The sequence below is a fragment of the Sphingobacterium sp. MYb382 genome (genome assembly GCF_037572665.1).
Classification (GTDB): Bacteria; Bacteroidota; Bacteroidia; order Sphingobacteriales; family Sphingobacteriaceae; genus Sphingobacterium.
Window position 1 is genome coordinate 1 of sequence record NZ_JBBGZT010000012.1, and the last position, 22,832, is coordinate 22,832.

Annotated in this window: 22 protein-coding genes; 13 read left to right on the top strand and 9 right to left on the bottom strand. The window is 36.0% G+C overall.

Features of this window, described 5'->3' with window-relative positions; genetic code table 11:
* Nucleotides 1-454, top strand: a 454-nt coding sequence (locus WH223_RS05195) for a transposase (RefSeq protein ID WP_340046479.1), incomplete at its 5' end; no start/stop codon positions are given.
* 271 nt (nucleotides 455-725) lie between these two features.
* Here WH223_RS05195 and WH223_RS05200 read toward each other — a convergent pair.
* On the bottom strand, nucleotides 726-1,655 hold the full coding sequence (locus tag WH223_RS05200) for a hypothetical protein (protein ID WP_340046480.1): 930 nt from the start codon (nucleotides 1,653-1,655) through the stop codon (nucleotides 726-728).
* Nucleotides 1,656-1,709: 54 nt separating this feature from the next.
* The gene (locus WH223_RS05205; RefSeq protein WP_340046481.1) at nucleotides 1,710-3,401 is read right to left on the bottom strand and encodes a hypothetical protein; all 1,692 of its coding nucleotides are present in this window, start codon (nucleotides 3,399-3,401) and stop codon (nucleotides 1,710-1,712) included.
* Between the two features lie 179 nt (nucleotides 3,402-3,580).
* On the opposite strand from WH223_RS05205, the gene WH223_RS05210 reads away from it, so the two are divergent.
* From WH223_RS05210 to WH223_RS05230, 5 genes are all read left to right on the top strand, one after another.
* Nucleotides 3,581-4,429: an RteC domain-containing protein gene (locus tag WH223_RS05210; protein WP_340046482.1), complete on the top strand. Its 849-nt coding sequence runs from the start codon at nucleotides 3,581-3,583 to the stop codon at nucleotides 4,427-4,429.
* Nucleotides 4,430-4,692: 263 nt separating this feature from the next.
* Nucleotides 4,693-5,001, top strand: a complete 309-nt coding sequence (locus WH223_RS05215) for a helix-turn-helix domain-containing protein (RefSeq protein WP_340046483.1) — start codon at nucleotides 4,693-4,695, stop codon at nucleotides 4,999-5,001.
* A gap of 87 nt (nucleotides 5,002-5,088) precedes the next feature.
* Complete coding sequence (locus WH223_RS05220) at nucleotides 5,089-6,537, top strand: DUF3945 domain-containing protein (RefSeq protein ID WP_340046484.1); 1,449 nt, start codon at nucleotides 5,089-5,091, stop codon at nucleotides 6,535-6,537.
* Between the two features lie 22 nt (nucleotides 6,538-6,559).
* Nucleotides 6,560-8,644: a type IA DNA topoisomerase gene (locus WH223_RS05225; protein ID WP_340046485.1), complete on the top strand. Its 2,085-nt coding sequence runs from the start codon at nucleotides 6,560-6,562 to the stop codon at nucleotides 8,642-8,644.
* Nucleotides 8,641-9,198 carry an ORF6N domain-containing protein gene (locus WH223_RS05230; protein ID WP_340046486.1) on the top strand — a complete coding sequence of 186 codons (558 nt, stop codon included), beginning with the start codon at nucleotides 8,641-8,643 and terminating at the stop codon, nucleotides 9,196-9,198. The genes WH223_RS05225 and WH223_RS05230 overlap by 4 nt, the downstream gene beginning before the upstream one ends.
* Before the next feature lie 465 nt (nucleotides 9,199-9,663).
* Here the strand turns inward: WH223_RS05230 and WH223_RS05235 are convergent, their stop codons facing one another.
* The 5 genes from WH223_RS05235 to mobC form a co-directional block, all read right to left on the bottom strand.
* A complete protein-coding gene (locus WH223_RS05235; protein ID WP_340046487.1) occupies nucleotides 9,664-10,494 on the bottom strand; it encodes an RteC domain-containing protein in 831 nt (276 codons plus the stop codon).
* Between the two features lie 74 nt (nucleotides 10,495-10,568).
* Entirely contained in the window at nucleotides 10,569-11,651 is a 1,083-nt protein-coding gene (locus tag WH223_RS05240) for a radical SAM protein (RefSeq protein ID WP_340046488.1), read from the bottom strand.
* 20 nt (nucleotides 11,652-11,671) lie between these two features.
* Nucleotides 11,672-12,844 carry an ATP-binding cassette domain-containing protein gene (locus WH223_RS05245; protein WP_340046489.1) on the bottom strand — a complete coding sequence of 391 codons (1,173 nt, stop codon included), beginning with the start codon at nucleotides 12,842-12,844 and terminating at the stop codon, nucleotides 11,672-11,674.
* Between the two features lie 3 nt (nucleotides 12,845-12,847).
* Nucleotides 12,848-13,261: an ATP-binding cassette domain-containing protein gene (locus tag WH223_RS05250; protein WP_340046490.1), complete on the bottom strand. Its 414-nt coding sequence runs from the start codon at nucleotides 13,259-13,261 to the stop codon at nucleotides 12,848-12,850.
* A gap of 292 nt (nucleotides 13,262-13,553) precedes the next feature.
* Nucleotides 13,554-15,548: a conjugal transfer protein MobC gene (gene mobC, locus WH223_RS05255; protein WP_340046491.1), complete on the bottom strand. Its 1,995-nt coding sequence runs from the start codon at nucleotides 15,546-15,548 to the stop codon at nucleotides 13,554-13,556.
* Nucleotides 15,549-15,831: 283 nt separating this feature from the next.
* On the opposite strand from mobC, the gene WH223_RS05260 reads away from it, so the two are divergent.
* The 4 genes from WH223_RS05260 (at nucleotide 15,832) to WH223_RS05275 (ending at nucleotide 18,533) form a co-directional block, all read left to right on the top strand.
* Nucleotides 15,832-16,815 (top strand): hypothetical protein, encoded by a 984-nt coding sequence (locus WH223_RS05260; protein ID WP_340046492.1) that lies wholly within the window; start codon nucleotides 15,832-15,834, stop codon nucleotides 16,813-16,815.
* Nucleotides 16,816-16,931: 116 nt separating this feature from the next.
* Nucleotides 16,932-17,624: an HNH endonuclease gene (locus tag WH223_RS05265; protein WP_340046493.1), complete on the top strand. Its 693-nt coding sequence runs from the start codon at nucleotides 16,932-16,934 to the stop codon at nucleotides 17,622-17,624.
* A gap of 1 nt (nucleotide 17,625) precedes the next feature.
* A complete protein-coding gene (locus WH223_RS05270; protein ID WP_340046494.1) occupies nucleotides 17,626-18,279 on the top strand; it encodes a hypothetical protein in 654 nt (217 codons plus the stop codon).
* The gene (locus WH223_RS05275; protein WP_340046495.1) at nucleotides 18,264-18,533 is read left to right on the top strand and encodes a nucleotidyltransferase domain-containing protein; all 270 of its coding nucleotides are present in this window, start codon (nucleotides 18,264-18,266) and stop codon (nucleotides 18,531-18,533) included. Before WH223_RS05270 ends, WH223_RS05275 begins: the two co-directional genes overlap by 16 nt.
* 13 nt (nucleotides 18,534-18,546) lie before the next feature.
* On the opposite strand, the gene mobB is transcribed toward WH223_RS05275, so the two are convergent.
* Together mobB and mobA are read right to left on the bottom strand one after the other, a co-directional pair.
* Nucleotides 18,547-19,839 carry a conjugal transfer protein MobB gene (gene mobB / locus WH223_RS05280; protein WP_340046496.1) on the bottom strand — a complete coding sequence of 431 codons (1,293 nt, stop codon included), beginning with the start codon at nucleotides 19,837-19,839 and terminating at the stop codon, nucleotides 18,547-18,549.
* A 1-nt stretch (nucleotide 19,840) separates the two neighbouring features.
* Nucleotides 19,841-20,278, bottom strand: coding sequence for a conjugal transfer protein MobA (gene mobA, locus WH223_RS05285; protein WP_340046497.1), 438 nt, complete (start codon nucleotides 20,276-20,278; stop codon nucleotides 19,841-19,843).
* A 714-nt stretch (nucleotides 20,279-20,992) separates the two neighbouring features.
* Between mobA and WH223_RS05290 the strand changes: the two genes are divergently transcribed.
* Genes WH223_RS05290 through WH223_RS05300 form a run of 3 tightly spaced genes read left to right on the top strand, consistent with a single transcriptional unit; the run spans nucleotide 20,993 to nucleotide 22,823 of the window.
* Nucleotides 20,993-21,760, top strand: a complete 768-nt coding sequence (locus WH223_RS05290) for a ParA family protein (RefSeq protein WP_340046498.1) — start codon at nucleotides 20,993-20,995, stop codon at nucleotides 21,758-21,760.
* 5 nt (nucleotides 21,761-21,765) lie between these two features.
* On the top strand, nucleotides 21,766-22,182 hold the full coding sequence (locus WH223_RS05295) for a DUF3408 domain-containing protein (protein WP_340046499.1): 417 nt from the start codon (nucleotides 21,766-21,768) through the stop codon (nucleotides 22,180-22,182).
* Nucleotides 22,183-22,184: 2 nt separating this feature from the next.
* Nucleotides 22,185-22,823, top strand: coding sequence for a conjugal transfer protein TraD (locus WH223_RS05300; RefSeq protein WP_340046500.1), 639 nt, complete (start codon nucleotides 22,185-22,187; stop codon nucleotides 22,821-22,823).
* Nucleotides 22,824-22,832: the final 9 nt, after the last annotated feature.

Below are 22,832 nucleotides of genomic sequence, written 5' to 3' on the forward strand. Positions count from 1 at the left end.
GTCTATTGCTGCACATCACCCAAATATCCTTCATTACTTTGATAATAGGAGTACAAATGCTGCCGCGGAGTCTTTTAATGCTAAGCTGAAAGCTTTCAGAGCAATATTCAGAGGTGTTAGAGACACGAAGTTCTTCTTATACCGCGTAATGAAAGCGTATGATTTAGCGCTAGCATTGGGCGATATCTTTAATAAATGCAAGAGTAAAGAAGGTGCGTTAACCAAACTCGCGCTATGGCATCATCAAGCCGAGAATGCAGGGATAGAATCTTTTGAAAGTGTAGCAAGGTCTATTGCTGCACATCACCCAAATATCCTTCATTACTTTGATAATAGGAGTACAAATGCTGCCGCGGAGTCTTTTAATGCTAAGCTGAAAGCTTTCAGAGCAATATTCAGAGGTGTTAGAGACACGAAGTTCTTCTTATACCGCGTAATGAAATTGTATGCTTAAAAAAAGATGCCCCCCAAGAATTCAACTTGATCCCTATTTTCTCTCGACTCCCCAACTTTTGAACCTGAGCCAACCCAGCCCTGCCCTTCTGTTCTCATCCCGTGGGGAAACAAAAAAGCCTCAACTTTCGTTGAGGCTTTTTGTGAACCCACTGGTACAGAACTCGAACTCTTTATTAGAGGATTTACGGAGATTGAACCAATTGAAAGATAGTCCCTGTAAACATCATTTAGATTATAAGACGACTCATAGACATAAATCAAAATTGTGACTATTCATCTGGATGCCAACCCCAATCCTTGAAAACTGACCGATAATGTATTGTTCTGTATTCTATTTCTTCCTTTGGTTCTTTTCTCGAAATCCGTATTGGAATAGTATTATCCATTTTAGAAGCAACTATTCCATAATTGTTATTGATGGTACCTAACAGTTCGTGATATAGTGTATATAGAATTAACGTTTCGTGAAACCTTTCTATCCATTCTTCAAAGGATTGATTATGCAGTTGACTGTATGGGTCTTCTTTTACATAATTATTTAACAAAATGCTTCTACCCAATATCGAATATTGAGAATGAGCTATCGAGTTTCTGATTTGAAAACTGTAACAGTTTTTAAATGCGTTATATAGTTTTGGAATTGACTTCTTAAACCTGTCTCGAATTTTAGTGCGGATAATAACATCTCTCGTTCCTGTTGCCCCTTTTTCTCTACTGGTTGTTTGAAGCTTATAATGCCAATCGTAATCGGCTCCGACTGAAAGGCTAGCAAGTTGAAAAAATTTCTTAATAAATGTGTCCGATTCCCATATCTTCAAATAAATCAACATTTCTGTTTGTATAGATATCGCTTCATCAAAATTTAATCCGTCAATTTCCTCTCTTTTTTCTTCCCTATACTCTAAGTTTAATAAATGATTCTCTAAAGTTTCTAATGAGATATTATGTTTAATATATTGACCTATAAATGAATGGTGGGTGTTTTCTGAATGCCCCTCATGGTTAGGACCAAACATATAAGGACTCATTTTCTCTTCAAGATTATCCCAACTATATACGTCTGGATTATAAAATGCATTTAAATGGACAAGCAACAAATCACTATCATGTGTCTGCATCTTTAAAATAAGGTGATATAATTTTTCAAATTCTATTCGTAATTCCCTGTATTTGCTGTCTAACAGTTCCTTAAATAACATATCTATCTATGATTAAATATTAAATCAATTGAGTTCTTCTCCTTTCTAACACTTCTACAAGGGAGACGGTGAAAAATCCAGCCCAGAAAGTTCCGTTGCGAAATCTTTCGAAAATGATTCAAAATGATGAATAAGGGTTTCGTCTTTTAATTTACTTTGTATGTAGCTATCAAAAGACATCGAAGACATTAGGTAACTGTATATATCTTTTCCTGAATTATACTGTTGTTTCTGCCTACCTATCTCCTTGAAATAACTTTTCACTAAGTCTGTAAAGTTAGTTTTACTCCGTTTAAAATAATCATAGTATTCTATTAAAGTGTTTACATTTAGAATAAGCACAGGATTAACACTTTGAAATCTTTCCTTTATCTCTGTAAAATCAGTGGAACACTTCTCATTAACAAATGCATTTGTACCTAAAATATTATAATTGGTATCGGATGTAAGTAAGATTGGATAGATATTTAATCTTTTCACATTTTTAATTTTTAGAATGCCTGAAATTTCATCATAATTTTTATCGTCATAAAGCTGGTCTAATTGCTGTAGTATCTGATAAGCTCCTTTGTTTTTGCCAACTATTTCTTTTTTACTAAGCAAGTTCTCTTCTATTTTCTCCTTAAAACTTTCAAAATCGATATTTTCTAATGCTTTAACGTTTACATCAGTCATTTTTGATTCTATAACAAGCAGATTATCTGATGAGGTTTTTATGAGAAAATCTTGATATTTCTTGTCGCTATAAATTACTTGTTGTTTTTGGGAGAAGATTTTTTGGAGTAAGATTTTGCAAAGATAATTTTCAAAATACGCTGTGCCAATGTACGATTTAAAATTATTGAAGTTGCTTAATTTCCCACCAATTGGTTTGATATTTTTTTCGAAAATCCTATAAAAAAAGCCTTGGTCTACAGTGTATTGAAAAAAATTAAAATCAAGCATAATTAACTCATGCTCATTGCTTTCAAATAAAGGTCGTGGTATAATATCAAAATTCAGCGTTAATCTCCTTTTTTGTGTAATGTACTCTTTATTAATTGACCAATCTTTGAGGAAATAAGCTGGAACAGCTGTTTTTTCCAAAGCGAATTTAGCAACCTTTTTATCTGTATCAATGTACAATTCCATCAAGAATTTACTAATATTCCAAGGAGACGCCATCCCATAATCTTGACAAAATTTTATGGTTACATCCCTTAGTTGGACATCCTCGCTAAGAAATTTGCACATGAATGCAAATTTTATAAAATATGTTATTGGTCTTGTGGTTCTTATATAGTCTTGTTGTAATGCTCCTAATGCGAAAACATCTCTAAAACTCGTCAAATTACTTGCTGCTGCTGACTTATTATTATACTTTTCATTGAAAACCAGTATAGTTCTAAAAAGGTTGATAGCAAATTCTTCATATGATAAATCATCATCCTGGCTTTCGGAATAATTATTTAAAGCCTCTTTTATAAGTTCGGATAGATGTGGGGATGCAAAAAAACTACCTGTACTTAGTTTATAGTCAAGATTATTTACTGTTTTTCTAGCTAAAGACATTTGACCAAAAAGAACTTCCTCAAAAATCCTCCTATCATGTTCCTCACCCCCTAAATCATATATTATAGAATTTATATGAGCAATCTTTATAAGAATATTTTTAGTTGAATATTTTTGCAAAAATGAAAATGCATCATTGGGTAGTGATGATTTAAAAATATCCTGATAACCATATATAGCTTTTAAATTTTCCATTTCTTTCGTACCGTCTTAAAATTAACCAAGTTCCTTTGCGTTCTCAATGTCAAATATACCCACTTCTTATAATATACTAGAATATCTTCCATGACTTCGGTTCATCTCATGGAAGAAAATAATTATTAAGAATAATATTTGTATGCAGAATAGTTTTAGTGTAATTAAAATCCTTAGCTATGAGACATCCTTTGAACAATATCGTTGCCGAAATCCAAAAGCAGGAAAGGAAGTTGTCCATTGAGGCATCCAGCTTTATTGACGAGGCTTATAAAATGACGATTTACCTCCAAGAGTTATTGCGTGCTGTCAAAGAAGATATAATAAACGAGGGCTTTTCCAGTAAAGACGAAGAAATCATTTTCTTCAAACAGGTAAAACCAAATATTCTCGGCAAACTTATTTACTACAACAAGATATATCGGATTGAAACAGCTTGTCCCATAGACAATGGTGATTTGAACCAAAACTATTATGCTTTGCAGCTTCGGGGACTAACACTGGAATATAAGGAACATATATGCAATTCTGCTTTTTATCGGTATTGTCGTTCGGGAAGAACTGACAAAGACGAAGAATATTTTATACGTGGAAATATCAATTATTATGACGGTTTAAATAGTTACGTATTTGAAATCGACTCTAAATTTTCAACTTACTTTGATTACAAGGTGGCAAAAATAATAGCCAACGAATTAATCTATAATTATCTGACAACAAAGTTAAGTCCTGAACAAAATCCTGATGTCCTACTACAAAATGAAGAAACGAAAGATGTTTTTTGGACACAGTCAAAAAATGCCCTTATCGAATTAGTTTACGCACTCCATGCCTGCGATTCAATTTCGCATGGAAAAATAGGTATTCGGAAAATCAGCATGGTTTTCCAAATCTTGTTTCGTGTTTCTCTTAATGACATCCACAATAGTTTTCATCGAATGAAAACCCGTGCAGGCTCACGAACATTATTTTTAGACCAACTAAAATCCAGTTTAGAGGAATATATGGACAAAGAAGACAACCTCTAATCTTTACCTCTATTGAAGATAAAAAGAACAACATCACAGGTGCTGTTCTTTTTTTTGCCCATTAGCCTATATGTGTATATAGACAAATCCATTGCCTAAATGCCAAACTATCGAATTAGAAACATAAAGCCATTGAGAAACAGCGCTTTAAAACAATTGTAACAAAATGAAAAATCTGCCTTTGTGATAGACACACATCGGAAGACAGCCTCTGCCAAATGCTCCAACTTTGTCTGTAAGAAAACAATTAAAACATTATTGCTATGAATATCGACAGAATGGAGTTTATCGCATGGATGGAGCGTATCATGGAGCGTTTCGATATTTTGAAAGAGTATATTATCGACATACAGAAAGAGCGAAACAGCATTGACGGTGAAGAGTTACTGGATAACCAAGACTTACTTCAATTGCTTAAAATCAGTCACCGCTCTTTACAGCGATACCGCTCATCAGGCAAATTGCCGTACTACACCATTAGCGGAAAGTTATACTACAAACTATCAGATGTACATCAGTTCATCAGAGAAAGTTTCACCGCACCTCTACAACGAACAAAGGACAATCAATGACAAATTGCGCCATTCAATGACAGCTATTCTATAGCCGTACTTGCGTCAATTAGTTTTGGAAAATTATAACTTTTAAAAATCAATACGATGAGCGAACAGAACACAGAAAACCTGCAATATCCCGAACAACTGTCGGACGTATTGCTAGTGATGGATAAGGATAAAAAGAAAATCCAAGCCGTCACCGGCATTGGCAAAAATGGCGAATTGGAAACCGTGGATGCAAACAAGAAAAACCAAAGTCAATTCATGCGAGTGGATAAAAGTGGAGACATTTTCTCCAACTTCTTTTCCAACTTTTTGAGACAACTTAAAGACCCTACCCGCTTTTCCTTTTTCAAAGTTCCTGCACTGGAAGCTGTTGATACTGCCAAAGAAATACAGAAACAGGTTGAAGCTCCCACAAAAGAGGGTGAAAAGATTTTGGCAAAGCATGAGGTAAAAGAAGAGCCAAAGGAGCAACAACAGGAAGCCAAGAAAAACATGGAAACAGCTCAAGTAACACCTCAAACAAACGAATATCGTTTTAAGGTGGATGAACTTGATTGGGAAACTTTTAATAATTTGGGCTTGAGCAAGGAAAGGCTCGAAAAAACAGGCGTACTTGATACCTTATTAAAGGGATATAAGACTAATATATTGATGCCGATAAGTCTTAACCTCGGAACCGCCGTTACCCGTATGGATGCAAGGCTCGCTCTTCAAAGAAATGAAAATGGGACTGCCGTATTAACTATTCACGGTATTCGTAAAGAACCAAACCTTTCTACTCCTTTTTTTGGTCATGAGTTCACTAAAGAAGATAAAGAAAACCTGCACAACAATGGGAATATGGGACGTATAGTAGATTTAACTAACCCCAAAACGGGTGATAAAATACCATCCATCATTAGTATTGACAGCTTGACGAATGAGGTTATTGCGTTACGACAAGATTGGATGAAAATACCCAAAGAAATTAAAGGAATAAAGTTAAATGAAGAGCAAAAACAAATCTTGCTGGACGGGAAACCGCTTCCTTTGGAGGGTATGACATCTAAAAAGGGCGACACTTTTGATGCCACTGTTCAATATAATGCAGATAAACGTTTTATAGAATTCCTTTTTGACAGAAGCAATGCGAAGAAACAAAACCAAAACCAACAAACGAACCAACCACAGGAAGCATCGAAAACATTCAGAGGAAAAGAGCTTACCGACCAACAGTATGACAAGTTCAAAGCAGGACAAACCATTTTTGTAGATGGTCTTTTAGACAAAAAAGGGCAAAAGTATCAAGGCTATATCACCCTAGACAAAGAAACAGGCAAAACAGGTTTTTCCTTTAGCAATCCAAATAAGCTGAAAGACAAAATACAACCTGCGGAAGCCAACAAGACGCAAACTGCCGTCAATTCGGAAGGAAAAACCAACGAAGCTACCAAGAATATCAAAGAACCTTTGAGCCCTAAACAGCAAGAACCGAAAGACAAAATGCAACAGCAACAACAGGAAACCCCAAAAATTTCTGCTAAATCCAAAGGGATAAAAAGATAATCATTACAAAAGAGCATGTATTATGAAAGCAATAATTGCAGAAAAACCGAGTGTCGCCCGTGAAATAGCCGCCTTATTGGGAGCCACCGAAAAAAAGGACGGCTACCTGACAGGTAATGGCTATCAGGTTACATGGGCGTTGGGGCATTTAGTCGGATTGGCTATGCCCGAGGATTACGGACTATTGGGTTTCCAAAGAGAAAACTTGCCCATATTACCCAATCCTTTTCTACTGACGGTACGAAAGATAAAAAGAGACAAGAGCTATGTCCCCGATAGCGGGGCAGTAAGGCAGTTGAAGATTATCGAGCAGGTTATTAGTCGTTGCGATAGCATCATCGTAGCTACAGATGCTGGACGTGAGGGAGAACTCATCTTTAGGTATATTTATGACTACTTGAAATGTAGCAAACCCTTTCAACGTTTATGGATAAGTTCCTTAACGGAGAAAGCAATTAAGCAAGGCTTTGAAAACCTAAATGATGGAACCAATTTTGACGGTCTATATCATGCGGGACAAGGACGGAGCCAAGCGGATTGGATAGTAGGTATCAATGCTTCGCAGGCATTGAGTATTGCAGCTGGTCATGGCGTCTACTCGCTTGGTCGTGTACAAACTCCAACCCTTGCCCTAATTTGCAAACGATATTTAGAAAATAAAGAGTTTTCCATCAAAAAATATTGGCAAATACAGTTAGAACACCGCAAGGAGTTTGTGGACTTCAAGAGTCTTTCTAAAACCAAATGGGACGTCAAAAAAGAGGCTGAGGATAAACTTAAATCTGTTCAAAGAAACGCTGTGGCAATCGTCTCTGGAGTAGAACACAAAACTGTTTCGGAACCACCACCACTGCTGTTCGACCTTACTGGATTACAAAAAGAAGCAAATAAAAAGCTAGGGTTTTCCGCCGAAGAAACATTGAACGTTGCGCAAAGTTTGTACGAAAAGAAGTTTATTACTTATCCTCGAACTGGAAGTAAATATATTCCCGAAGACTTATGGTCAGAAATCCCTCCATTGGTAAGGGCATTGGAGACAAAGACGTCCTGCGAAGAAGCAGTCGGAAAAGTAAAATGGGGGCGTTTCAATAAGCGTATCGTAAACGATATAAAAGTAACTGACCATCACGGATTACTAATCACCGAAAAAATTCCGTCTGCATTACCTGCAAAGGAAGATGTCATATACGATATGATTGCCCTGCGATTACTAGAAGCAGTATCTCACACCTGTTCCAAAGAAATAACTGATATTACATTACAGGTTTCGCATTACGATTTTGCGTTGAAAGGATGTAAAATTGTTGAAGCTGGCTGGCGTGGTATCAGGGGAAATTTCACAGAAGAAGACAACGAGCCTATACAGGAATTACCCGAAATAAGAGTTGGTGATGAACTGAAAATAAAAACTGCGGAAGTATTGGAAAAGAAAACCAAGCCACCTATGCTTTACACCGAAGCTAGCTTATTGTCCGCAATGGAAAATGCTGGAAAGGAGATGGAAAACGAAGACGAACGGAAAGCTCTACAAAGTATTGGTATTGGTACACCAGCTACAAGAGCGTCAATAATAGAAACGCTTTTTAAAAGAGATTATATCAAACGTGAAAAGAAATCACTTGTTCCCACGCAAAAAGGAATACAGGTTTATGGGGCAATAAAGGACAAACGAATTGCTGATGTTGCCATGACAGCCGAATGGGAAGTGGCATTGCATAAAATTGAAAATAATGAGGCAGATGTCACTGTTTTTCACAAAGCTATGGAAGCATACACTTCATCCATTACACAGGAGCTTTTAAATGTGAATATTGCTAAAGAAGAACAGCCCGAATTGACCTGCCCAAAATGTAAAACGACCAACCTGGTCGTTAGAGAAAAGGTTGTCAAGTGTCCCAATGAGTCTTGTAACTGGCTTCAATTCCGAAATATTTGTGGGGTTAAGTTAGGTCTACCTGAAATAGATAGTCTAGTAAAAAAAGGAAAAACCAACCTTATCAAAGGAATGAAAAGCAAAGCAGGAAAAAAATTCGATGCCTACATCACTATGAACGATAAGGGAGAAACCTCTTTTGAATTTGAAAAAAACATTTATAAAAAGAAATGAATACCACTATTATAAACCGTAAAGAAATAGAATGTCTTATTTATACGGTACGAGATAAACAGGTCGTGATTGATAGAGACCTGGCTTCACTTTATCAGGTCGAGACCAAAATACTCAACAAAGCCGTAAAAAGAAATACCGAGCAGTTTCCTGATAGCTTTTGTTTTCAATTGGCCGAAAAAGAAAGTGAAACTTTGAGGTTCCAGATTGGAACCTCAAACACAGGTTGTGGTAGACGACGTCATTTAACCTATGTATTTACTGAACAAGGTATCGCTATGCTGTCTGCTGTATTGCGTAGCGAAGTTGCTGTAAAGGTTAGCATTGAAATTATGAACGCATTTGTAGAGATGCGGAAAATATTGATAGGCAACGCTGCGTTGCTTTCACGGGTGGATAAAATCGAATTGAAACAAGTTGAGGCTGATGGGAAATTTGAGGAAATCTTTAGGACATTGGATAGCGGTAAACTCCAGAGTGAAAAAGGAATATTCTATGATGGTCAAATATTCGATGCTTTTACGTTTATTTCCAATTTTATCCGAGGCTTATAAAAGTCAATTGTTTTTATTGATAACTATTTTGACGACAAGGTACTTACCTTACTTGAGAAACGTGAAAAAACAGTATGTGCGACCATCAACACCAAAATTATCAGCAAGAAATTGCATCTAAATGTGCAACGGTAAAACAGTCAATAGTAATCTATTGAAATGCATACTTTTGCCCACGCCCATGTTCGCTTCCTTATTATAGACGCTACGGAACTTTACCATATCGGAGCATCATTGAAAGATTTAGGTAAGAAATGGTTTGTCTTCTCCAAAATGGATGCAGAAGTAGGTAAAATGCTTAGCTTTTTTAATGACATATAATGTGAGGGATAGAAGCGGCATCCTTTTATGGTTCTTAAATATTAACATAAGATATAGCGAATAGCCTGAGCCGCTTGCATTTTTTAAACTGTCTATTAGAGCTTGAAAAATGCAAGCTGCGGCACACCCAAATAAAACTACATTCTACTTTTCATCCTGCTCGCCCATTCTCCTTAAAAGTTCCTCGCGAAGCGCATCAAGGAATTTTGTACGGTTAATCTTCCGGTTTCTCAATTCCAAATAAGTCTGATAGAAATTCCCTAGGTCAATCCCAAAAACTCTTTCAGAATATTTAGCTATCTTTCTTATGTCGTTTTTTCCGTTGTCAAGCGCACCTTGATAATGTAGAGCATAAATCAATTCAATCAAGGAAGCTTTGGTACCCGTCCAATTCAATCTTGGCATGTCTTTCGATAATTCTACTTGTTCTGTGTTTTTATATAGCTTGTCTTCAATATAGACTTGTATCAAATCGTTCGCCATTATCTTGGCGACCTTATAATCATGAGAAGTAGAAAAAGTCATATCAGACTGAAAATAAACGGTATCTACACATAGCTGAATGTCTTGTTTACCTCGCACGAAGTATTTTTCATCGAGGAAAGAATTATTGCTCCGGTAATACATGTAGAAATCGAGATTATTGTCAAAGAACCTTTTTAACTTTTTCAGTTCTTTTTTGAGGTATTTCCGAATGGGCTTTGCTCCATAAGGCTTTTTTGTTTCGATTTTGTAAATGGCATTGTGGTAAATCAGACTTGCTACGAAAACCGGTTTAACATGCTTGAAAAAATGTATTTCCTCCTTTTCGCTAATAAATCCCGTTTTCAATACGAAAACTTTAAGTTCTGCGGTTTTACGCAACACGACTTCAATAGCTTTTTCATAAAAAAGCAAAGAATTATCCTGCTCATAAGTCAGTTCTTTTATTTTATTTTCTAAATCTTCTCTCGCTTTTTTATAAAATTTATCCATTTTAAAAATACTTATATTTAGACTATTATGTTATTATTTATTTGGAGTCGAATAATGATATAACTACATAGAATTTATTGTCTTTTTTTATTCTTTTGCTCATATTGTGCATGTAGCTGTCCGCAAGCAGCTTCTATTCCCGAGCCGAATTGTGTTCTTCTCGAGGCATGAATACCTTGAGATTGTAATTGCTCAACAAATTTTGATACGCTTTCTATTGATGGTTGCTGATAAGCAGGATTAGCTCCAAAAGCATTATTATATCGAATAACGCTGATATGGTACAGTTCTGGACGATATTGAGACTTTACTAATTCAACAAGTGCGTTTAGATGTTCATTTGTGTCATTCAAATTTTTTATCAATAAATAAGCTAGGTAAACCTTGCGATTAAAAGTCTTAACATATTTGTCCAAAACAGTAAGATTATCAACTAAGGAGAACTTTTTTTCAAGAGGAATTAACTCTGCTCGTTGTTTTGAGAATGGTGAATGAACGGATAGTGTGATTGTAACATTAGGATACTCTTGGACCATTCGTTCTAAATTAGGAGCAAAGCCAACTGTTGAAACTGTAATCCTTCGTTGCGAAAGCCCGCCGTAACCCTTTGTTGTGAACGCCTCAATAGCAGTAAATATATTAGGGTTGGCAAGTGCTTCGCCCATTCCCATAAAAGCAATACTGTCGGGTAATTTTTGTTGCCAATGCGGGTGAAAAACCTGTGCGCAAATCTCATCAGCTGTAAGGTTTCTCATTAACCCCATTGCGGCAGTAGCACAAAAAGTACAACCTAGTCCACATCCACATTGCGATGAAATACACATTGATGTCCAACCTGTCTGATAATGGGAAAGTACAGTTTCTATTTTTGCTTTTGATTTCGTCTCAAATAGTACTTTTTGCACCTGTTTAGAACTGTGGCTTTCTATTATGGTAAGTGGTATGGGGGTTGCTCCAAATTGTGATATAAGTTGGTCACGTACAGGTTTAGGCAGTTCTTTTGCATCTTCAAAATTTAAACAACCTCGTTGCAATGAGTAAACTAATTGTTGGAAACGATATGACGGTATGCCACTATTTTTCAAATACGATTGTATATTTTCTAATATGCCTCCCGTTGGCGGATTGGGTAATAATCCAGATACATTCATTTTCATAATATTTAATTTCTATTTTTTTATAGTTGTATTGTGCGATTGATATTTATTTCCTCTAAAAAAGTTTCATCATGAGAAATGACAAGTAATGTCCCTTTATATTCGTTAATAGCATTAGATAATATTTCTAAATTCTGAATATCCAAATTATTCGTTGGTTCGTCTAAAACAATAACATCGGGCGACTGGTTACTAATATTTAAACAGCATAACATTAAACGCATTTTTTCTCCTCCGCTCAAAACACTGCAAGGTTTATCCCAATCATCTTTGGTAAATAAAAAGCGGTTTAATCTCATTTTAACTTCATGTTCCTTCAATGCAGAAATATTAGATTGTTGTGCCTGTTCGTAAATTTTTTGATTATTGTTTATTAAAGAATAATCTTGGTCAATATAAATTATTTTGCTTTTCGCAATAAAAATACTACCGATTTGTGGTATGAGATTTCCTATAATCAATTTTATTAAAGTCGTTTTACCAGAGCCATTGGCACCCTTTACACCAATACGTTCTCCACTAGAAATTTGAAAACTTTGGCTTTCATTCCATAAATATTTTTCGTTTTTATAAGCAAAATTAATGTTATCTGCTTTAAAAATATTTTTGCCTTTATGCAGCTTTGAATTATCAAAATCGAGTTTCATTTGCTCGGTTTCAGAAAGAGAAAAACGTAAGTTTTGGAGTTCTTGCTTTATATTTCCAATTTTTTCTGCATGAATACCTTTTAGTTTTGCAGTGCTATTTTCTGCATTGTTTCGCAAAGTGTTCATCATTATTCGTGCAACCCCCGATTTCTCTTGTTTACCTTTTCCTCTGCTGTCTAACTTTTGTTGTCGTTCCAAAGTTCCCCGTTCTTTCTCTTTGGCTTTCTTCAATTCTTTTTCTTTGCTTTGAATATCTTGGTTCAAAGCATTGGCATCAATCTTTTTCTGTTCCTTATAAAAATCATAATTACCACCATAAACTTTAATTCCATTTTTGTTCAATTCGCAAACAGTATCTAAAAGATTTAATAATTTTCTGTCATGGCTTATGATTATTAAAGAGTATTTAGTTGATTGTATGAAATCATACAACAACTGTCTTCCTAAAATATCCAAATGATTGCTTGGCTCATCAAGCAAAATCAATTCGGACTGATGAATGGTAATCCCAGCAAGGAAAACTTTTGTTTTCTGTCCACCACTCAATGTTCACATTTTTTGAGATAAGTCCAAGTCGGATAATTGCCAATACTGCAAAGCCTCAATACAACGGTCTTCTATAGTCCAATCATCGTTCAATATGTTGAAATTGTCTTCGTTTGTATTTCCATTTAGAATTTCTGCTAAAGCATTTAACTTATCTTCAATTCGTAAGGCTTGTGCAATCGTCAAATGATTGAATTGTCCGAAAATTTGAGGAACATAATAAGGTTCTGTATTAATAGCTATTTGTCCGTAAGACGGTTGAAGTTCTTTTGCAATAATTTTGAGCAACGTAGATTTTCCAACTCCGTTGTTTCCGATTAAAGCAATTTTACTGTGATTATTTACTGAAAGATTAATTTCGCTGAACAGTAAATCTTTATTAAGATGTGTATATGATATATTTTGGATAGTAAGCATGATTTCTTTCTTTAAAGATGAGAAAATAGAGCAACCGTTTTGCGGTTGTCACTCTTATTTGTCTGAAAGAAATAACTTATTACATATATTGCTTACTTTATGCTTGCAAATATAAAAAATAATTTTAAAATATCCATATGTAATAGTGTTTTTTTTATATTCATTTTTGATAAGTGATAAAAATGACTACATTTTGCGGAGCTTGATAAGTAAAAAAAGATACACTAGACTAATCTCAAAATTCTACAGAAAAGCTTAAAAAACCTCTTAAGTTATTGTTTCATTTCTCATGTTATTGTACCAAATGCTGCAAATCAGGGTCATTTTTGATACGTTCTAATTCGGTTTCCACGACCTGAACAATATCTATCTTGACTTGCCTGTAATTGGTTTCAATTTCCTGCTTCATATTGTCCGTTCCGTTTTCATCGGTAAAGGATAATATCTGCGGTATAATTTTGTAGGCTTTGGTTTCGGTTGCCAATTTTTCATTGTCCATCACGATTTCGGCATGAAAGATTTTCTGTTCGATGCGCTCATCAAAATTGTCAGCAACTGCTCCCACGAACAAACCCTGTGTTAAGGTGGATATTTTAGAGGCAGGTATCAGACTGTCTAATTGAGTAGATATAGAAGTAGATTTATCGTTACGGTTGATGGTCATACTTTGACGTTTCTGCAATACCTTGCCAAAACGTTCACTTAGGTTCTTTGCAGTTTCCCCTACCACTTGACCAGAGAATATATTACCAACAGTATTTTGAATTACTTTACTTTCCTTATCTCCGTAATCCCTTGTCAGTTGCGAATAATCTTGAAAGCCCAAACAAACAGCCACCTTATTGCTACGTGCAGTTGCGATAAGATTGTCCAACCCCCGAAAATATATAGTAGGTAATTCGTCTATGATAACAGAACTCTTTAGTTGTCCTTTTTTGTTGATAAGCTTTACAATTCTTGAATTGTATAATCCCAAAGCTGCGGAGTAAATATTCTGACGGTCGGGGTTATTTCCAACACATAGTATCTTCGGTTCTTTGGGGTTGTTGATGTCCAATGAAAAATCATCTCCTGTCATTACCCAATAAAGCTGTGGGCTTATCATTCTTGATAAAGGAATTTTAGCGGAAGCAATTTGTCCTTGTAGTTGGTCTTGCGCTCCACCTTGCCATGCATCCATAAACGGAGAAAGATAGTTTTCTAAATCGGGATAAGAAGTCAGAATGGTAAATACATCTGAATATTTTTTATTCAGTAATTCAATGGCGTGTGGAAATGTACAATATTTTCCATCCTCATAAATTTTCAGAAACCATATAATAGCAGCAAGCAATATAATAGGGCTTTCGACAAAGAAGTCGCCTTGCTTCTGTATCCAGCTTCTATTCAGATTTAGCATAATAGTATAAGCCGCTTCATAGGCATCGGATATATCGGTCATAAAGACGGGATTAAGCGGATTGCAACGGTGGCTTTGGCGCGGGTCGTCAAAGTTGATGACATAGAACTTGGGCTTTACTTTGTATTTATTCGTATGCTTCAATAAATGATTATAGGCGATGGTAGAAAGGTCATCGAATTTGAAATCGTATATATACATCGAAAAACCTTTTTCGATGTGTTGTTTGATATAGTTGTTTATAATGGCATACGATTTCCCTGAACCTGGAGTTCCTAATACTATGGATGCCCTAAAGGGATTCACTACATTAATCCAACCGTTGTTCCATTTACCTTTGTAATAAAACTTCGTGGGCAAGTTAACCGAGTATTCATTTTGCATCAGGTTAGTTTCCTGCTGGAAGCTCTCATTCTCATTATTAAAAACATCGTCCATCAGGTTGTTTCGGAGCAGTCTGCTCATCCACACGCCCGCCATTAGCAGAGTAATATATCCGATACTCGTCGTTAAGATGTAAAGTAATGTGGCGATTCCTGTGGATAATTTCAATAGTGGTGTGTTGAGAAAAAACAGAGCAACCCCGATGACTAAGGCTGTATAAATCTTAGACCATGTTATCTTCTCATTCTTTACACCTTTCGTACCCAAACAACTTAATGCTAGTAATGTTAATGCAAATATTTTGGTGTAAAATGTGTGTGCGAACAGCTCTGCGGTATGGTTGAAATTGATAAGTATCTTACCAAGTATTTCCAATGTCCAGCTACGTTCAGCGAAGAACCCGTAACAGAACCAATAAAAGTGCATCAGTACCAAAAGAATACTTACGGCACGCATAAAAGCCATTATTTTGGCTAAACCTCTCAAATCGTCTTCTCCTTGCATATTTAAAATTTTAGTGATGCAAGTGAATTTAGAGGCTATAACTATTCGTTACCTAGATACGAGGTTAGATGGCTCTTTGTGGCAGAATTTGGCTTCAATCTAGTCTTCAATAGTGAAAAAAAATCTTTATCACCTTCCTTGTCATTGTTTTTTTTATTCTTTTTCATGCGGTTGGTAAAGTCTTGTTACTCGTAATGTTCATTCTCTGTATTGGGTAACAAATTAGTCTGTATATTTTTATACTTTCGTATATTGGGGATTTGTGCATGATTATAAAAACCATATGAAGAAATTTATATACTATCCGAATTTAGAACCGCCAAATACTGAATGGCTAAAGTTTTCAATTCTTTATTTGGAAAAAATTGAGAGCATTGTACCATATGGTAGGCAACATTTAATTTCAGACGATTACAGAAGACTATCAAACGAAACTGATTTGGTCGAAATGTACTCACCTGAATTTTTGCAAGGAGAAAGAGCTTCTATTAAATCAATTGAGGAAGCTGAAAAATTCTTGCAAAATCCTTATGGAAGAGGTCCATTAATGAATCGAATCAATATTGAGAGAAGTTGGCGAGATGAAAGAAATTGGACGTATCAAATTTTCGCAGAGAAATTTTCTTATCAATTTGGGGAATTTTGCGAAAGAGAAAGAATTGGGAGAAGAAATGGAGAAGGTTTAATACTGCCCAAAGAATTGGCTTTTTTATTTATGACACATTTGGCCCAAGAAATTTCATATGAAAGAAATGGTTCAATTATAACTGACAATATTGAATTCGACAACTATTCAAATTTTTCAAGAGTCTACAATCCAGGAACGAGTAATAAAAATAAGTTTATGAAAGGAATAATAAACTTACTTGTTCCTGCAAATATTTCAGACATAGGATTTGACAGATTAATTGAGTTTAGAAATCAAAATAGAGAACGAATTACTACGTTTAATAATCAAATTAACCTCTTGGAGGAATCCATTGGAAATGGAATTACGGAAAGACAATTCATCGATAGTTTTAATGACATTTATTCTGACTTAACAAGAGAAATCGTACTAATGGGAATTGGACTTGCTTCAATACCGTTTGCAACATATATGCTAATTAACAACCCTCAAGCTTTATCAGCAGAATATTCAAAAGAAATATTGGGCGCTTTAGGATTAGGATTAGGAGGAACTTATGCTGTAAAAAGAGCACTTTTTGATACGAGAGAAAAAAGGCTCTGTAAAAAATATTTAACCAATCTCAAGCGATTAAAATAACAAACGGGCAACTTTATACAGGCGGATTTCGGATTTTATTGATAAAACGAACATCTTATCTTCAAAAATCCGTACTGCGCTTATATTTGAACTTAGTGTGCAATAATAAAGAAACTATGTCGTGTAAAAGAGGAAAAGCATCTCCAAGCAATCATGTTAAATTACAATTATTTGCAGATTCTGGTGGATATTGTCAGAATCCAAATTGTAATAAAAACCTGTTTATCACTGTTGGAGAAAGCGATTTCCACATAGCAGAAATGGCTCATATTTTTAGCGCAAGTGATGGAGGCCCCAGAAGTGACTCTAAACTTACCAAAGAAGCAAGGGGGGAATTTGAAAATTTAATTTTACTATGTCCTAATTGTCATACATCAATTGACAAAGCAGATACTGAATATCCAGATAGTCTAATCAAAACTTGGAAGAAAGAACACTCAAATAAAATAAATGAAATCTTTAATATTAAGCTTTGTAATGACAGAGAAGAGGTTTGGAAATTGATAAACCCTTTAATGTTAGAAAATAAATTTGTTTTTGAAACCTACGGACCAATGACCGATGAAAGGTTTAATCCCGAAAGTGAAATGCCAAAAGAATGGAATCGTAATATTCATAAAACAATTCTACCAAACAACAGGAAAATTTTAAATATTATTGACAAAAATTATAGCTTACTAGACAAAAACGAAAAAAATATTTTTGCAAAATTCAAAACACATGTTAAAGATTTTGAAGCTAAACACATAAATAAAGAAGACAGTAATGGAACTATGTTCCCAATTGAAATGAACAACATATTTTTATAACATGCTAAATAATGCACCAAATTGGTTAATAGAAAGTATTGGAAAACATGACCATGTTTTATCTGTGAATATAGGTCCTGATAATGTAATTAATATACAAAGAAAAGAAGGAATTCCATTAAGGGTCGCAGCGATTTCATCAAAAGTAACAAACTCTGCTACCGTTATTAAAGTTGTCAAAGAACATTCTTTCGAATTTTTACTTAATATTCCAAAAGATGCATATACAGCCGGCGAAATATTTGAGTATTTAGATTCAAAGCAAATTAGTTACGGCGGTTTAGGTGACTTATATAGGGTTTTATCAGAAGATGAAAATTGGCCATATCAACCCAAAGAGGTTTCTTTCATAATAAGAGGTCTTGAACAACATTCTAAAGTTTCATCTGTAAAACGCTTGGACGATAGAAGATATTTTATCACTAGAAACAGTCTACCACCCGTTATAATTGTAGCATTAAATGATTATGATTTAAACACTGAATCAGTGCGAAATGGAAAACAAGTTTATAAAGCTTTTGATGGTATACTTGCTTCAAATCCTAACGCAAGAATAACTGGAGGCGCAGAAAGTGTAGCAGAATCTTTAGGGGTTAAAATATATACTTGGAGACAATTATTAGGTGCATTAAATAATATATGGAAAACATCCTAACTTCTTTAATTTCAGTACTTAAAACATTACCAAACAACAAATGTTATTTGTTCGGTTCATCATTACAAGAAGATAAAAATTTAAAAAGTGATATTGATATACTTATTCTTTACAGAAATGAAAATGAACCTAAAATTATAAGAGAAAAACTAGACCCTATACTATTGTCATTCCCCATACATATTATATTTTTAACATATGAAGAAGAAGTTGAATTAAATTTTTCTCAAAGAGTAAATGCGATATTGATTTGAAGTAAATGATATATCATAAGCCCTTTCTTTTCTTCTTCTTTTTCATGCGGTTGGCAAACGCTTGTTCCTCGTAATCTTCACCTTGCGCGTCGGACAACAATCCACCGAGTCCGTCTATCAATCCGAAATCATCGGTCAGTTGCTGTTTATTCAGAAAATCAAAAAAACTATGTATTTCTTCGTTTTCATCTGCAATACTTTTACCAGTAGTTGGTAAATTAATATTAGTTGTTTCACTTCCATTTTGCCGTTGTTCAACAGACTGCTCTTTCCACCAGTCATTAAAGACATTAGCTGATAGGTTTTTGCCTAATTGCGAACCGTTCCAAACGGTACGGCTTTCGTGGTCTATAAAGGTCATCCCATAAATGCGCCCCTCATCGTTGCGACGCACAACGGTATTTATTCCTTGCTCCATCAACTGTTTTTTAAAAGCAGCTTCACCAGTAGCGGTGTGCATCGTTATCTTGATGGTGTTTTTAAGGATGGCTCTATTGGTGTCACCTTTCATCTTTTCTTTAGAATGCGCAAAATGTTTCTGTAAGGCTTCTAATCCAGCATACTTCCCAAAAAGTGATGCTTTAAAAGGATTACTGACTTTTTCTCCGTTTCCGTTCAGGGCAAAATATACAAGCCCGCCTTTGGGTTGTCCGTTTAGCTCTCCTTTTACTTCCTCTGCCGCAATATTGAAAAGCGAAAGCAAAGCATTGTAAGCTCCGAGGCTTGGGTATTGATAATACTTTGGTAAATGTCGCACCACCGAAGCAATTTGACTCTTGATATCTCCACCACTGTAATCGACAGGACGGAATACCAATTCGTTTACTTTGTCCTGTTTGTCAGTTGCTGGTATTAGATTATGTCTTTCTTCCAAATCCCGACAAATCGCCATTGACCGTGGATGGTCGTAACTATCAGGTATCTTTTTTCCGTCCAAGCCCACACAGACAGTTACGATATGGATGTGGCTTCGTTCAATATCAGTATGCTTGAAAATTATGTAAGGTTGGTTAACATACCCCATCCGTTCCATGTACTCCTGCGCCATTTCGACGAATTGTCCATCGCTGACCCTATCCGCAGGATCAGGGTTTAGCGAAATGTGGCGCACAGGTTTTTCCGTCCTTATGTTTGCAGACAGATATGGTTCAAAACACCGATATAAGTAATTAGTAGAGTAATTATTGTCCAAGGTTTCAGGTATTCTATTCAAGAGCAATAGCTGCCCATTTTCGCTGTCAATCTTCTGTTGATTATAAGAAATTGCACCATACAGATTTCCACCCTTTCCAATCTTCGCTATCATTTTACTTATCTTTTTGCAGGTGTTTTTTCTCAAACTCCTGTGTCAGTTCAATCACTTTTCGGCATAACTCCGCCATTTCTGCGGTCTGTTTTTCCAGTTTAAAGAGGTAAGCTGATGCCTTTTTCTCGGATAAATTGCGGTAAAGTATTTTTACAATTTGATTGTAGTTCACCCCAACGGCTCTGAACTGACTATAAAAATTGGTCAGCCTCGTGTGAAAATCGACAGCATCCATATTGATTTTCAACGTCTTGACTGTCTTCTGAAAGATGCAGGCAGTAATAAAATGTGCCATTACTTTCATTCCCGACTGTTCAAATAAGGTATGGAATTGTGCATTTTCCATATCATTTAAACTAATCGAATAACGGTGGATAGCAGGGTCTTTTTTAGCCTTGCGTCCACCTTTTCTTATTTGATTTCTCTTATTGTCTTCCATATCTAAATCCATTATAAAATCATAAACCCCGACTTCGGAGGGTGTTTTCCAGCCCCCTGCAAGGGCAAGTTGTTTTTAGCTGCGGAATTTATTTCGAGCAGATAAAAACATAACTTGCTCTGTTCGGGTGAACAGAAAATCCGCCCTGCGGGACGGATTGGATAAAGCGATAAAAAACGGCTTTGAGCCGTTCCATCTGTTGCATATATCAAGCAATGATTTCTCCATTCACCTATTGCATTAAAGCCATTACAAAGTAAAGACACCTTTTTCAAAGCATTATCCTATTGCACACTGCCAAGGACTGCCTGCAAGTGCCAAACCCTACATTAACAAAGTAATGGAATGAATTAACCTGCTTCTTTGTAATTGCAATCAGGCAAGCTTGTTGGCGAGCATTCGTTCCCGTTAGCAATTCTGAAAGACGGAATGCAAGATTGCTGGAAAGTTAGACTGCTTGATGGCGTCCAATCTGGCTGGCAGGAATAGCTGACCGATAGCACGACGGTTATCCTCTTGTTATGCCATCGAGCATGACAGCAAACATGCCATCAGAATTGTGGACTTGAAAGCAGGAAGGCTGGAACGATGGCAAAATAGAAGACCTGACCGCCTGAAAGAACACCTGCAATCTGGATTGACTTACAGCATGATGGCATTGCTTCATGCAGGACGGAAAACCTTATAAGAATTGAAACTTAAAATTAAATAATAATGGAAACAAAAAACAAAACAAAGTTCATTGCTTTCTCCAGCCAAAAAGGGGGCGTGGGGAAAAGTACCTTTACCACAATCATTGCAAGCATACTTCATTACCGCATGGGATACAATGTGGTTGTATTTGATTGCGATTACCCACAGTACAGCCTTTGCCAAATGCGGGAACGGGATTTGAAAGCAGTCATGCAAAACGAGGTAATAAAAAAGTTGGCACATCGTCAATTCTCTTCTATTAACAAGAAAGCGTACCCCGTACTGCAAAGCAGGGCTGATAATGCTTTAAATGATGCAGAAGCATATTTACAATCTTCGACTATTCCCGTGGATATGTTTTTTTTCGATTTACCAGGAACCGTCAACACTTCGGGTTTGCTGAATACATTGGCAGGTATGCATCATATTTTTTCTCCGATTACGGCAGACCGTGTTGTCATGGAAAGTACATTGAGCTTTAGTGATGTACTGACGAATGTCTTGATGAAGCAAGGACAAACTTCTATTGAAACCATTCGGCTATTTTGGAACCAAGTCGATGGTAGAGAGAAGTCACATCTGTACGAAACCTACGGAAATGTCATTAACGAGGTGGGGCTGCAAGTGATGGAAGGTCGAATTTCTGACAGCAAACGTTTTCGAAAAGAAAGCGAGGCTACTGCAAAAACTGTCTTTCGTTCCACTTTATTGCCTCCTGATAGAAGATTGATGAAAGTCTGTGGATTAGATTTATTTGTCATCGAATTTTTAAAAACTGTCAAATTATAATCGTTATGGAGAACAGGAAAAAACAGGATGCACCAATAAACGAAGATTACCTTATGTCTATCATAGCGGGGCAAAAAAAAAAACCTGAACAGGAGTTAGCAGCCCAAGAGCCAACAGCAGAGTCAATAAAGGAAACAACAGTAGAAAAGCCTGTAATCAAAGAACGTACCCGACAAAAACGGGCGTCCGATGTAGGTTATGGAGAGCGTTTTCTTAATAGCCACAACATGACCCGCCGTGGTGATAAAAGTATCTACATCCGACAGGAATATCATGAACGACTTTCCCGCATTGTACAGGTCATCGGTGATGATAAGATACCGTTATATGCCTATTTGGATAATATTCTCGAACATCATTTTGAACTGTTTGAGAAAGCTATCACGGAGGATTTTAATGAGAAATTTAAACCCATTTTTTAGCTATGGAAATATTGATTCTTGTGTGCCTTATAATTGTCATCATTCTTTTATTGAAAGACAAAGTGGTCATCTATAAAACGGTGCGAAAGCAGGTTAAGCCAAAAGAACGAATGTCCGACCTACCAGATATTATGGGACTTCCGAAACAGATAGAACGCCACACAGTGCCAATGAATACCACTAAAAGCCAATCTGATGAACGAAGCGATATACCTGATACTTTTGAAACAGAAACCTACGAGAAAGGTTTTGAGTGGGAAAATCCGCAGAGAGAGGAAGAGCTGGATGAAGTTTTTGGAAATATGCTCGATTTTGAAGATGAGGAAGAAGAATGGAGTGAATATGAGTATACGAACAGCGACAATGAGTTTGCCACAGGGGTTACCTTTGATGAACTGACTACCGTGGGGGCATTGTTACAGCAAGAAGTGCTGGAGCCTGCCTTGCAACAAAAAGCGGTGGATATAGTTCAGCGATTACAGGGAACTGAATTGTTTAGTCTGCTCGAAAACTCAATGGAGGGCGCTTCGCAAAGGATTGCAGCGTTGTTGGATAAGAGCTTCTCCGCCGAAACAGATTTCAATTCTTCCGATTTGCGGAAATATGATGTGGGTGATTTTGACATTGGGGAATTTGTCTGAAAAGGCAAC

Coding starts and splice junctions, on each gene's coding strand:
- WH223_RS05205 (WP_340046481.1), bottom strand. CDS start 3,401: ATGGAAAATTTAAAAGCTATATATGGTTATCAGGATATTTTTAAATCA.
- WH223_RS05250 (WP_340046490.1), bottom strand. CDS start 13,261: ATGCTTACTATCCAAAATATATCATATACACATCTTAATAAAGATTTA.
- WH223_RS05290 (WP_340046498.1), top strand. CDS start 20,993: ATGGAAACAAAAAACAAAACAAAGTTCATTGCTTTCTCCAGCCAAAAA.
- WH223_RS05215 (WP_340046483.1), top strand. CDS start 4,693: ATGAATATCGACAGAATGGAGTTTATCGCATGGATGGAGCGTATCATG.
- WH223_RS05200 (WP_340046480.1), bottom strand. CDS start 1,655: ATGTTATTTAAGGAACTGTTAGACAGCAAATACAGGGAATTACGAATA.
- WH223_RS05265 (WP_340046493.1), top strand. CDS start 16,932: ATGTCGTGTAAAAGAGGAAAAGCATCTCCAAGCAATCATGTTAAATTA.
- WH223_RS05275 (WP_340046495.1), top strand. CDS start 18,264: ATGGAAAACATCCTAACTTCTTTAATTTCAGTACTTAAAACATTACCA.
- WH223_RS05230 (WP_340046486.1), top strand. CDS start 8,641: ATGAATACCACTATTATAAACCGTAAAGAAATAGAATGTCTTATTTAT.
- WH223_RS05240 (WP_340046488.1), bottom strand. CDS start 11,651: ATGAAAATGAATGTATCTGGATTATTACCCAATCCGCCAACGGGAGGC.
- mobA (WP_340046497.1), bottom strand. CDS start 20,278: ATGGAAGACAATAAGAGAAATCAAATAAGAAAAGGTGGACGCAAGGCT.
- WH223_RS05225 (WP_340046485.1), top strand. CDS start 6,560: ATGAAAGCAATAATTGCAGAAAAACCGAGTGTCGCCCGTGAAATAGCC.
- WH223_RS05295 (WP_340046499.1), top strand. CDS start 21,766: ATGGAGAACAGGAAAAAACAGGATGCACCAATAAACGAAGATTACCTT.
- WH223_RS05210 (WP_340046482.1), top strand. CDS start 3,581: ATGAGACATCCTTTGAACAATATCGTTGCCGAAATCCAAAAGCAGGAA.
- mobC (WP_340046491.1), bottom strand. CDS start 15,548: ATGCAAGGAGAAGACGATTTGAGAGGTTTAGCCAAAATAATGGCTTTT.
- WH223_RS05220 (WP_340046484.1), top strand. CDS start 5,089: ATGAGCGAACAGAACACAGAAAACCTGCAATATCCCGAACAACTGTCG.
- WH223_RS05300 (WP_340046500.1), top strand. CDS start 22,185: ATGGAAATATTGATTCTTGTGTGCCTTATAATTGTCATCATTCTTTTA.
- WH223_RS05235 (WP_340046487.1), bottom strand. CDS start 10,494: ATGGATAAATTTTATAAAAAAGCGAGAGAAGATTTAGAAAATAAAATA.
- WH223_RS05270 (WP_340046494.1), top strand. CDS start 17,626: ATGCTAAATAATGCACCAAATTGGTTAATAGAAAGTATTGGAAAACAT.
- WH223_RS05260 (WP_340046492.1), top strand. CDS start 15,832: ATGAAGAAATTTATATACTATCCGAATTTAGAACCGCCAAATACTGAA.
- mobB (WP_340046496.1), bottom strand. CDS start 19,839: ATGATAGCGAAGATTGGAAAGGGTGGAAATCTGTATGGTGCAATTTCT.